Origin of the sequence: Chitinophaga tropicalis, assembly GCF_009758205.1 — a bacterium.
In the GTDB taxonomy this organism is placed as follows: Bacteria; Bacteroidota; Bacteroidia; order Chitinophagales; family Chitinophagaceae; genus Chitinophaga; species Chitinophaga tropicalis.
Window position 1 is genome coordinate 1 of sequence record NZ_WRXN01000012.1, and the last position, 11525, is coordinate 11525.

Below are 11525 nucleotides of genomic sequence, written 5' to 3' on the forward strand. Positions count from 1 at the left end.
TAAGATACTGTCTTAATGATTTGTGTATAAAATGCGAATGCTGACTTTCGACGATGCTATTATACGCGAGTACAGGCCCGTTGTATCAGGTATGAATACAGACAATAAGATACTGTCTTAATGATTTTCGATGATGCTATTATGCACGAATACAAACCCATTGTACCATGTATGATTATGGACAATAAAATATTATAAACAGCATGTCATAATGTTTTTTTCTGTTTTGACGGAAGTCTGCTTCCGCCACCTGTTCTTTGCTGACAACAGGTATGCGCACATCAACATGCATGTGCCGCAGACTACCGCTATTGATATGAGGCGTCATGGCTTACTGTTCCGCCGGCAGCGGGATGGATTTGTGCTATTGTATGACCAGTCAGTTCATGACAGCAGGGAGTCCCTGCAGAAGGAAGGATTGCAGCTGGAATTTGATATGGTGCTGAATGATGAGCAGTTCTATAATTATACTGCTCTTACGCAAACGGATATAGTAAACAGCATTCTATGGTTTACTAATCAGGCCACGGGGAAGCTGCATGTAAATGAAACTGTTTCAGAAATGGATGTACAGATGCCGGCGGTATATGGCATGCGTAAACCATTTGGCCGGATAAGGCTACAGGTGGATAATACTTTGCGATTACGCCATGAGATATGTTTTGCTGCGAAACAAACCCGCTGGTGTTATTTCCTGATGAGTGATCAGCTGGCAGCGCTGGAGGATCCGGCAGTGATAGATACGAGCGGCAATGTACAATTTGAAGGACCTTTGCTGCCGGACCTTCCTGACAAGCGGGGTGTACGCATGTTCATTTCAGCTACTCCGTTACTGCTGGCAGAGCGGCCGGCACATACTTTTCAGCTGGTAGACCATGCCAATGACAGGAATGGTTATACGGTGATCATTGCAGCATTGCCAGCTCCGGACGTCAGCAGGATATCATTTTCTTCTGTGCCGGGATATGACCGGTTGCAGACCTACTCAGAGATTTTCTTGTATTAATATTAAACACTTTCAGCTATGGCTTCAACTCTTATGACCCCGGGCGTTTACATAGAAGAAAAGAACGCCTTCCCCAGCTCGGCAGTGGCCGTGGAGACAGCCGTCCCTGCTTTTATCGGGTACACCCAGAAAGCAGAACGGTTTGGAAAATCGCTGCTGCACAAACCCACCCGCATTACCTCATTTGCAGAGTTCATTGAACTTTTTGGCGGAGGATTCCAGTCTAAATTTACCATTGCAGAACCCACTCCGGAGTATAAAGGCGAGACCTTTATCGTGAACGGAAAGCCTATGATGGTAAAGATCAATGACAAGCATACGTTGTACCTCTACAACAGTATTCGTCTTTTTTATGCTAACGGCGGCAGTAACTGTTATATCGTTTCTGTGGGTACTTATGGCACTACGCCGGAAGGCATTGCTGTATCGCTGGACGACTTTACCGGTTCTGATACCAAACCGGATGTACTGGCCCTGCTGGAAAAAGAGTTTGAACCTACGCTGGTAGTTATACCAGATGTAATAGCGCTGGGTGCAGAAGCATATAACACTGTGTACACGAAAGTACTGGCACATTGTGCCAAGACGCAGAGCCGTTTTGGCATTTTCGACCTTGCGCAGCAGGGGGCTACGGATACCACAAAAACTATTGTGGATGCCTTCCGCGATAAGATAGGCATCAATGCACTCAACTATGGCGCAGCTTATTATCCCTGGTTGAAGACAGCTATTGTGCAGCAGAACGAAGTTGATTTCGAGAACCTCGATGCTACGGTTGACCTGGAAACATTGCTGCCTGAGTTACAGGCCCAGCAGGTAGTAAAAGCTTATAAAGCTGTGGCTACGCCTGACAGTAATGCGAAGAAAAATTATCATCAGTCGCTCAAGGCTTCCAGTCCGGTATACAACAGTATCCTGGAAGAGATCAGGTCCAGGCTGAATGAGCTGCCGCCAAGCGGGGCAATAGCCGGTATCTATACGCTGGTAGACAATACAAGAGGTGTGTGGAAATCGCCCGCCAACGTATCTGTCAACATGGTCAATGCTCCTTCTGTCAACATCTCCGGTGATGAGCAGAAAGACCTGAACGTAGATGTGATGGCTGGTAAGTCTATCAACGTGATCAGGCCTTTTCCTGGCATTGGTACGCTGATATGGGGTGGCCGTACGCTGGACGGCAACAGCCAGGACTGGCGTTATATCAATGTAAGGCGTACGCTGATCATGATAGAGCAGTCTATCAAACTGGCGGCACGTACTTATGTATTTGAGCCTAATGACGCTACTACATGGATCACGGTAAAAAGCATGATAGATAATTTCCTGGTGAACCTGTGGAAGCAGGGTGCACTTGCGGGCTCTGCTCCTGAGCAGGCATTTGATGTGCAGATAGGTCTTGGCAGTACTATGACGCCACAGGATATCCTGGACGGTAAGATGCTGATCACTGTGAAAGTTGCGATCGTAAGACCTGCAGAGTTTATCGTGATCACATTCCAGCAAATGATGCAGCAATCATAATTGACAGTAACATTATCCTATTTTCTCACCCATAAAATATTAAAGCTATGCCAGATGACGGAGCATCACAGGCCCAGACCACGTGGCCCCTGGTCAAATTCTCGTTCAAAGTAATGTGGGACGGGGCCGAACTTATATTCCAGGAAGTAACGGGATTATCATCAGAAACACAGATCATAGAATACCGTGGCGGCAGCAGTCCTGTTTATTCTACTGTGAAAATGCCGGGTATACAAAAGTTCTCCAATATTACCCTGAAGAAGGGCATTTTTAAGGGAGATAAGGCCCTCTGGGAAAAATACAATAAGATAAAGATGAATACCTATAAGCGTGAGAGCATAGTGATCAGTCTCCTGGACGAAGCCCAGGGCATAGCTATGAGCTGGACGCTGAAAAATGCTTTCCCCTGTAAGATCACGGTAACAGATATGAAATCTGATGCGAATGAAATTGCGGTGGAATCCATGGAGGTAGCACATGAAGGATTAACACAAAGCTGATACTGATGCCTGATCCGAATTATCCGCCTGTAGGGTTTCACTTTAAGGTCACTTTCACTGATTTCCAGGGAGAGGAAGAGGGGAACTTCCAGGAGGTAAGCGGCATCTCCGTCTCGGTACAGACAGAAGAGATAAAGGAAGGAGGGGAGAACCAGTTCATACACCGGCTCCCTTCCCCTCCCAAATACAATAATCTTGTATTGAAGAGGGGGATGTTCATTGGCTCTGCTGTCACAAACTGGATCCTGAACAGCCTGGAATCTTTCCATTTTACACCAACAACGGTTAATGTAATGTTGCTGGATGAAGAAGCTTCTCCGATGTACCAGTGGACGTTCTTCAAAGCCTATCCTGTTAAGCTGGAAGTGACCGGACTGAAGGCGATGAAAGAGGGAGAGATAGTGATAGAAACGTTGGAGCTGGCTTATTCCTATTTTAAGAAAGCTTAATCTGCTGTAACAATGGCGCTTGAAATACGTGAGCTTGTTATCAAGGTAACGATCACACCTGATACTCCCGCTGCACATTCGCTGGCGGACCTGCAGGCTTTAAGGGAACTGAGAGAAAGTATTATAAAAGAATGTATGGAGCACCTGCTTGCAAAATTTGAAAGAGAAGAAGACAGATAAGATATGCCTGATATAACAAAACTGAAGATCACTGCTTCCAGGGATATGGCGGGTAAAGATTCACTGGGAAGTATTGATGCAATGATCAATCCGGCCGGTTATTCGACAACCTATAATGCAGATTACAGGAAGTCTGAAGAGATAGGGGCCTCGGAGACCACGCAGATCTTTATGGGTGCGGGGCCTTCTTCGCTGAACCTTGACCTGCTGGTAGATGGTACGGGCATACTGCCTATACCTGAGGGGCTGACTGTGACTGCGTATATCAAGAAGCTGACAGATCTTGTATTTACTTATCATGGGCCGTTGCACAGGCCTAACTTTCTTATGATAACATGGGGAGGCGTATTATTTAACGGTATGTGCAGCAGTCTTACTACCAACTATAAATTATTCAATTCAGACGGCACGGCGTTGAGGGCTGAAATAAAACTAAGCCTGCTTAAATCAATAGACTTCAGCACCAAGAAAAAGAAGGCGGCCAATCAATCGCCGGACATGACGCATATACGTACTGTAAAAGCCGGCGATACGCTGCCTGCGATGGTATACCGTATCTATGGAGATCCATCCTATTATATGGAGGTGGCCAGGATAAACGGATTGAACAGTGTGCATGATATACGTCCGGGTGATCAGCTATATTTTCCACCGTTAAAAAAGATCTGAGATGGCAGCACCCAGTCCACTGAATATCACCGACCCTACCTTACGTTTCACTATCATGGTCAATGGTGCAGCTATACAGGAAAAGTACCTGGTGGTATCTATACAGATAACACAGGAGATCAATAAGATACCTTTTGCAGAGATCGTGTTTGCAGACGGTACCAGTGATGCCGGTGAAGCCGGTGATACGGGCAAGTTCCCTGCCAGTGAAGGCGCTGATCTTGTACCTGGCACAGAGCTTTCCATTACCGCAGGCTATGGTGATTCCGGAGAGGAATCTATTTTCAAAGGTGTGATAGTAAAACAGGCGTTGAAGATATCGAGATCTTCGACATTCAACCTGGTGGTGACCTGTAAGCATGCGGCTGTGAAAATGACTTTCAATAAGAAGGAAGCTGAGTTCAGTACACTGACAGACAGTGACATTATCAAGAAAATAGCGGGTACTTATGGCCTGGGTGTTACGGTGGACGATACTTCCGGTGAGCAGGAAGTGTTGTTCCAGAAGTCGGCCAGCGATTGGGATTTCATCCTGGCCCGGGCGGCGTTCAATGGGTTTATTACCGTGGCGGGAGATGATGGGATTAAAATAGGTAAACCTGTTTTTACGGGAGATGCAGTGTTGCGTGTAGCTTTCGGAGAGTCTATCATCTCATTCAATGCAGAGCTCAATGCTGAGAAGCAGCCTCCTTCACTGGAAGCTGCTGCATGGGACCCGCAGACGCTGGCGGTGATCAAGTCATCTGCGGCAGAACCGTCTATCAACAGCCAGGGTAACCTGACGGCCCAGTCGCTTTCCGGCAAGCTGGACCAGACGGCCCTGCAGCTTATATCCAGCACTCCGCTGGCAACAGATCAGCTGAAGGCATGGGCAGACAGCAGTCTCTTACGGTTAAGGATGAACGCCCTGAGAGGAAGGGTGGTATTTATAGGCTCTGCCAAGCCAAAGCCTGGCGCTCTCCTGGAGCTGACGGGCGTGGGAGCCCGTTTTAATGGTACAGCTTTCATCAACATGGTACAGCATACGTTGCAGGAAGGGCAGTGGACAACGACTGTAAAGTTTGGCGCGCCTGACAGGCCTATTTATGAGAAAGAGCAGTTCTCCTATACACCAGCCAACGGTCAGGTGCCTGCCATACAAGGGTTGCAGCTGGCTACGGTGGTGAAGATATCTGCAGATCCAGCTTCCCAATACCGGGTGCAGGTTAAACCCGCCTCTAATGCCAGCGGGCAAAAAGGTATCTGGGCGCGCCTGGCAAGCTATTACGCTACATCTGCCGCCGGATCGGTATTCTGCCCGGAGGTGGGAGATGAGGTGATACTGGGCTTCCTGGAAAACGATCCGCGTTATCCGGTAGTGCTGGGCTCATTATACAGCAAAACCAAAGCGCCTCCGCTTACACAGGCGGATGAGAAGAACAATATCAAGGCATTGTACACCCGCAGTAAACTACAGCTCAATTTTGATGATGATAAGAAGATCATCAAGATCACGACTCCCGGTAACAATACTATCACGCTCAGTGATGACGGGCAGTCTATTGAAATAAAGGACCAGTCAGACAACAGCATTAAACTGGACAGCAGTGGTATACTACTGAAAAGTGCAAAGGACATCAATATTAAAGCCACCGGCAATATCAATATGGAAGCAACGGGCAAGGCTGTGATCAAGGCCACTCAGGACCTGGAAGCTTCCGGGATGAATATTAAACAGACCGCGCAGATGGGATTTACTGCAAAAGGCACCGCCAGTGCGGAAGTTTCTGCTTCGGGCCAGACAGTTATCAAAGGCGCTATGGTCATGATCAACTAATCTCAAAACTACGTTTATGGGTACTCCTGCAGCAAGACTTACGGATATGCATACATGCCCTATGCAGACGCCGGGGCTACCGCCAATACCACATGTGGGCGGACCGGTAATAGGGCCAGGTGTGCCAACAGTGCTGATAGGCAAAATGCCGGCAGCGGTAGTGGGCGACAACTGTGTTTGTGTGGGCCCTCCGGACTCTATTGTAAAGGGATCTGCCACGGTTATGATAGGTGGTAAGCCAGCTGCCCGTATGGGCGATTCGACGGCGCATGGAGGGACGATCGTGTTAGGTTGCCCTACTGTATTAATTGGCGGATAAAATAAAGCAAATGGAAATTCACTCATTCCTGGGCAGAGGGTGGGCCTTTCCACCATCGTTCGACAAGGCAGGGCGGACCCTGCTGATGTCTTATGCCATAGAGGATATAGAAGAAAGCATCCGTATCATACTGGGCACTACGCCCGGCGAGCGGATGATGCAGCCGGATTTTGGCTGTAACCTGAAAAAGCTGGTATTTGAAAAAGCTGACAGCACGCTGATAGCGGAGATCAATCACCTGATCTATCATGCGTTGCTGGAGTATGAGCCCAGGGTCATTTATATAGATACTGATGTGCTGTACCGTAATGATGTGGAAGGATTTTTACAGCTACGGCTGCATTACCAGGTGATCAGCACCAATACCCGGCACAATATGGTCTATCCTTTTTATTTCCTGGAAGGAACAAACATTACATCTCCGAACCTGCTGCATGAGCGATAAGGCTAATGGATTATTTCAATGATCATATGGCCGACGGGCTAAGCCAGTCGGAAAGGGAGCTTGAAGCATTGCGGCCGTCTTATGTAAAGATAGATGAGCGGTCGCCCGAGGACCTGTTGCTTTTTCTTTCGGACATAGCATCCCAGTTTAACTATTATAACCTGCTGGACCAGCCTGAGGGCGACTGGCAGGATTTTTTGCAGGCAGAGATGTACGTGATACTCGCAGAGATTGCCCGGATGAACTTTCTTGCCTATCAGCAGGAGTATCAACTTGTACAGGAGCTTTTGCAGCAGGCTGATTATGACCAGGAGCTGCGTCCCGTATTATCCCGATTTTTTGAGCTGATGTACGGTATTGCAACTGTGCTGGCAGAAAAGCTGCGTCAGCTGAAGAGAGCAGATGTACGGGCATATACCTGGGTTTATATTGATGAGGTGATGGAGGGCCTGAATAATGATGTAGTTCTTCTATTACAGTTCGAAATCCAGGCAATTCCTTTATTCAGGCATAGTGGTCTTTTCCGTACCTCTGTAATGAACAGGCAGCTCAATGAGCTGTTTCCGGAAGCTGTAAAAAAACAACCTGTCACGCCTCCTGTTTTCCTGGGTTATGAATCCCTGAATGAAGTATATAACAGCCTGCGGGCGAAGTTTTACCAGGTGGCCAGCTCTGCTCAGTTTTACCTGCGTACCAGACCGGATAAGCTAAAGCATGAACCACATATAGGGCTGCTGGTATCTTTTGTAGAGCTGTATAAACACCTGCAGGACAAGATCAATCTACTGACGGAAAAGCACCTGGATTATTACTATAAGACAGTATTGGGCATGCAGGAGCGGCCTGCTGTACCTGACAAGGTACATGTGTTCATGGAAGCACAGCCGCAAATGCTGCCCGTTATTATACCGGAAAATACGGCTATGGTAGCGGAAGCCAGGAAGGACGTACCTGTTGCTACTTACCGGTTGAAGGAGGCCATCAGGATAAGCCATGTACAGATCATGGCGTTGCGCTCTGTTTATGTAAGTCATCACCGGCAGATCAGTGCACGCAGTCATATTCTGCAGGACATTATTGAAACGCAGGTTTATTCTGCCCAGAGAAAGGTACCTGTACCAGCAGATTACCTGCCTGGTATGCAGCCTGCTGCTTCGTGGCCTTTACTGGGAGAAGAGCAGCATAGCCTTCCAGTTAACAGGCGCACGATGCAGGAAACAGAAATGGGATGCCTGCTGGCTTCTCCTATACTATTCCTTCCTGAAGGGAAAAGAACGGTGGAACTGGCCCTGCATTGTGAAGAGAACTCGTTCAGGAGGCTCTTGGCTTATGTACGTAATTTTGCTGCCGTAACGGGAAAGAAGGAAAGCATTGCTATGAATGAGCTGCTTTCTGCCGCATTTATTATTTCCTATACAACGGAGGAAGGCTGGGCCACTGTGCCCCGTCACAGTATAAAGAACGTGGAAGAAAGGTGTCTTGTTATCACGTTGCAGCTGGATGTAAATGATCCTCCTGTGACTGTTTATGACCCTGCTAAACACGGGAGTACATATAATACGCACTACCCTTTGCTGAAGCTGCAGCTTAACAACAACAGCTTCCATCATCCTTATTCATTTATGCAGTTGCTCTGGCTGGAAAGAATAGCTATCAAGGCAAAAGTAAAGGGCTACAGATCAGTAAAACTTTATAACAGTGCCGGTCCGCTGAGCCCTGCCACGCCTTTCCATATATTTGGCCCACAGCCTTCAACAGGGGCGTATCTTGATATACGAGACACCAATGTATTTAACAGCTATACCAAAGATTTCAATATTAACCTGGACTGGCTGGAGCTACCTCATACCATTAACGGATTTGATGCCCATTATGCAGATTATCATGCAGACATGGGTAACAGCTCGTTTAAGGCAGCTATCAGTGTTTTTTCTGACGGGCAGTTTACACCGGAGAGAGGCAGGCGGGAAATGTTGCCATTGTTTCAGACCTACAGGGATGGAGAGGGCCGCATTTTTCTTTCAGACAAGGCGGTGCTGCAGCCTTACGATCTGCAGAAAATAAACTTTCACAATAAGCTGCTGCTTCATAAAGAAATGGAAGCAGGCACTAATTTTTATACTGACGGTGTAGTGAGGCTGGCGCTGACACAGCCGCAGGAAGCTTTTGGTCACCGGTTATATGCCCGTTTGTTCCCTGAAGTTGTTACTCATAATGCCGGCAGGTGGACAAAGAAGAAGCCCATTCCCAATACGCCATATACCCCGCTGGTAAAATCCATCACGGTGGATTATACGCTGGAGCAGGCAGAGATCTTTAAACTGGATAAGGTGCATAATGGGAATGACATGCAGCTTTTTCATATGTACCCTTATGGTCACCGGCAGGGATATCCATCTACCAACCAGAAAGATTTTTCATTGCTGCCCCAGTTTGAAGATAAAGCCAGTCTTTATATAGGCTTGAAGGGATTGCAACCGCATGAAGAGTTGTCGCTTTTCTTTGAGCTGGAGGAAAAGGACAGCCATAATACTACTGTTAAATTGCAGGAGCTGAAATGGAGTTACCTGTACAATGACCAGTGGCTACCGTTTGATTCATTACACATCCTGTCAGATACCACCCAGCAATTCATTAACAGCGGTATAGTAAAGCTGAGGGCCCCGGCGGAGTCCTGTTATGGTAATACCCGGCTGGATGCAGATCTTCAATGGATAAGATTGTCTGCTCCGATGGCGATGACCATACGCCCAATGGTAAAAGGGATCTTTACCAATGCAGGACTGGCTGTGCGCGACCAGGAGGATACTGCCGGCGCTACTATGCTGGCGCCAATGTCTATCAGATCATTTCAGCAGGAAATAAAGGGTATCATGCAGATATGGCAGCTGTTCCCTTCTTTTGGAGGAAGGCCGGCAGAAACCACTATGCAGTATTATACCCGTGTCAGTGAAAGGCTGAGGCATAAAAAAAGACCCATTACAAATATAGATCTGATCCAGCTTATACTGGAAGCATTTCCTGAAATACTCATTGTAAAATGTATCAACAACAGGAGAGAGAATGAAGAGTATGCGCAGGCTGATGACAACCTGCGCCTGGTAGTTGTGCCAAGGCAGCCCGAAGATGGATTGTATGCCGGCAGCGAGCCAAGGGCCAGTATGGCTACCCTTTACAGGATAAAGGAATATGCAGAAGGGCTGCTTTCCTCATTTGCGCATGTAACGGTGCATAATCCTGTTTATGAAAAAGTGAAGATCTGCTGTCATGTCTGTTTCAGTAGAAAGAATAACGGGGCAGATGACAACTATTATCTTACCCGGTTGCAGGAGGATATCCGCCGTTACCTTACTCCCTGGTTGTTTGATACTACTTCTGATGTAGAGATAGGCAGTACGCTTTACTTATCCGAGATAATGGATTTCATTAAGCGTCTGCCTTATGTGGAATATGTCACTGCGTTTTCCATGCTTCATTTTTTCAAAGAGAGGGACAACAGGGGAGAGCTGCTGCATTGTATGCTGGATACGGCTGTCAGTAATACGGGATATGTAAAAAGCTCTACTCCGGAAGCGGTGCTGATCCCTGCGCCGTTCCATGCCATCAAGGTATTAGATGAATGGCAGTACAGCGATCCGCAGCCGGCTGGTGTAGGGCAGGTGATGACGGGAGAGGAGCTGATCATAGGGCAGCAGCACAGAACGTCTTACAGGGATGATACTGACCAGCATAATCCTGAAGGAGAAATTATTTCATTAACAATACAACCCCGGTAATATGGCTACTAAAAATGATCCCAAGGTCCTGGGCAGGGAAGAACTGAAAGAACTTTTCAAGAACGGGCGTTTGCCTGATGAAAATCATTTTGCCAACCTGATAGATTCTACGATCAACAAACAGGAGGACGGTTTTACAAAGGATGAAGAGAACGGTATGCTGATAGCTGCCCTTGGAACTTCCAAAAGGCTGGTTTCTTTCTACCGTACCAATGATGACCTGAAGCCTTTTTTTGTGATGGAAAAGGATGACAGGGAAAACCCCGGTTTAAGGATGCAGTCCTATACCAATATTGAAAAAGACGAGCTGCGGGATAAAAAGAGTTTCTTCTTACACCAGGACGGGAATATGGGAATAGGGCAACCGTGCTCTCCGGGCTTAAAAATGGATGTGGGAGGTTTTGTTGGGATGGAAGGCCGTACAGGTACTTTTGTGACCGGGAAAGTACCTGCAAATGGCAAATGGCATACTATTATACCTCACCAGAATAACTGCCAGGCTTATGAGGTGATAGCGAGGACGGGGATGACTGGGAGCGGAAGGTTTGCTATACTGCATGGTTATGCGCTGAGCGCTTATGGGAGGTCGCATAGTAAGATCAGGCAGACGTCGGCTTATTATGGTTTTTGCTGGAATAAGCTGAAGTTGAGGTGGGTGGGGGGGACGCATGATTATGCGTTGCAGTTGAGGACTAACAGGAATTATGGGGCGGAAGTAGGGATATATTACAGGGTTACGAGGTTGTGGGATGATGAGACTTTTATGCCACCGGGTTATTATTATTAATTGCCGGAAAAATTGCTTTCGCCTTCGGCAAAAGCAATTTTTCCGGGAGCGTTTTTT

At 47.3% G+C, this 11525-nt stretch carries 11 protein-coding genes; all 11 read left to right on the plus strand.

Features of this window, described 5'->3' with window-relative positions; all coding sequences use genetic code 11:
* Positions 1-211 precede the first annotated feature (211 nt).
* From GO493_RS22940 to GO493_RS22990, 11 genes are read left to right on the plus strand one after another with little or no spacing between them, the layout of a single operon-like run.
* Positions 212-1006, plus strand: coding sequence for a hypothetical protein (locus GO493_RS22940; RefSeq protein WP_157308571.1), 795 nt, complete (start codon positions 212-214; stop codon positions 1004-1006).
* A gap of 18 nt (positions 1007-1024) precedes the next feature.
* Positions 1025-2527, plus strand: coding sequence for a phage tail sheath family protein (locus tag GO493_RS22945; RefSeq protein WP_157308572.1), 1503 nt, complete (start codon positions 1025-1027; stop codon positions 2525-2527).
* 47 nt (positions 2528-2574) lie between these two features.
* Entirely contained in the window at positions 2575-3027 is a 453-nt protein-coding gene (locus GO493_RS22950) for a phage tail protein (protein WP_157308573.1), read from the plus strand.
* A gap of 5 nt (positions 3028-3032) precedes the next feature.
* On the plus strand, positions 3033-3476 hold the full coding sequence (locus GO493_RS22955; RefSeq protein WP_157308574.1) for a phage tail protein: 444 nt from the start codon (positions 3033-3035) through the stop codon (positions 3474-3476).
* A 12-nt stretch (positions 3477-3488) separates the two neighbouring features.
* Positions 3489-3656, plus strand: a complete 168-nt coding sequence (locus GO493_RS22960; protein WP_157308575.1) for a DUF5908 family protein — start codon at positions 3489-3491, stop codon at positions 3654-3656.
* 3 nt (positions 3657-3659) lie between these two features.
* Positions 3660-4325, plus strand: a complete 666-nt coding sequence (locus GO493_RS22965) for a CIS tube protein (protein ID WP_157308576.1) — start codon at positions 3660-3662, stop codon at positions 4323-4325.
* Between the two features lies 1 nt (position 4326).
* Complete coding sequence (gene vgrG / locus GO493_RS22970) at positions 4327-6141, plus strand: type VI secretion system tip protein VgrG (protein ID WP_157308577.1); 1815 nt, start codon at positions 4327-4329, stop codon at positions 6139-6141.
* 16 nt (positions 6142-6157) lie between these two features.
* The gene (locus GO493_RS22975) at positions 6158-6460 is read left to right on the plus strand and encodes a PAAR domain-containing protein (protein WP_157308578.1); all 303 of its coding nucleotides are present in this window, start codon (positions 6158-6160) and stop codon (positions 6458-6460) included.
* 10 nt (positions 6461-6470) lie between these two features.
* Entirely contained in the window at positions 6471-6905 is a 435-nt protein-coding gene (locus GO493_RS22980) for a GPW/gp25 family protein (protein ID WP_157308579.1), read from the plus strand.
* Positions 6906-6931: 26 nt separating this feature from the next.
* Positions 6932-10681, plus strand: a complete 3750-nt coding sequence (locus tag GO493_RS22985; protein ID WP_157308580.1) for a hypothetical protein — start codon at positions 6932-6934, stop codon at positions 10679-10681.
* Position 10682: 1 nt separating this feature from the next.
* Positions 10683-11468, plus strand: coding sequence for a hypothetical protein (locus GO493_RS22990; RefSeq protein ID WP_157308581.1), 786 nt, complete (start codon positions 10683-10685; stop codon positions 11466-11468).
* The last annotated feature ends 57 nt before the right edge of the window (positions 11469-11525 follow it).

Bases quoted from the DNA above. Each gene is read 5' to 3' on its own strand.
- GO493_RS22940 (WP_157308571.1), top strand. From the start codon at position 212: ATGTTTTTTTCTGTTTTGACGGAAGTCTGCTTCCGCCACCTGTTCTTT.
- GO493_RS22945 (WP_157308572.1), top strand. From the start codon at position 1,025: ATGGCTTCAACTCTTATGACCCCGGGCGTTTACATAGAAGAAAAGAAC.
- GO493_RS22950 (WP_157308573.1), top strand. From the start codon at position 2,575: ATGCCAGATGACGGAGCATCACAGGCCCAGACCACGTGGCCCCTGGTC.
- GO493_RS22955 (WP_157308574.1), top strand. From the start codon at position 3,033: ATGCCTGATCCGAATTATCCGCCTGTAGGGTTTCACTTTAAGGTCACT.
- GO493_RS22960 (WP_157308575.1), top strand. From the start codon at position 3,489: ATGGCGCTTGAAATACGTGAGCTTGTTATCAAGGTAACGATCACACCT.
- GO493_RS22965 (WP_157308576.1), top strand. From the start codon at position 3,660: ATGCCTGATATAACAAAACTGAAGATCACTGCTTCCAGGGATATGGCG.
- vgrG (WP_157308577.1), top strand. From the start codon at position 4,327: ATGGCAGCACCCAGTCCACTGAATATCACCGACCCTACCTTACGTTTC.
- GO493_RS22975 (WP_157308578.1), top strand. From the start codon at position 6,158: ATGGGTACTCCTGCAGCAAGACTTACGGATATGCATACATGCCCTATG.
- GO493_RS22980 (WP_157308579.1), top strand. From the start codon at position 6,471: ATGGAAATTCACTCATTCCTGGGCAGAGGGTGGGCCTTTCCACCATCG.
- GO493_RS22985 (WP_157308580.1), top strand. From the start codon at position 6,932: ATGGCCGACGGGCTAAGCCAGTCGGAAAGGGAGCTTGAAGCATTGCGG.
- GO493_RS22990 (WP_157308581.1), top strand. From the start codon at position 10,683: ATGGCTACTAAAAATGATCCCAAGGTCCTGGGCAGGGAAGAACTGAAA.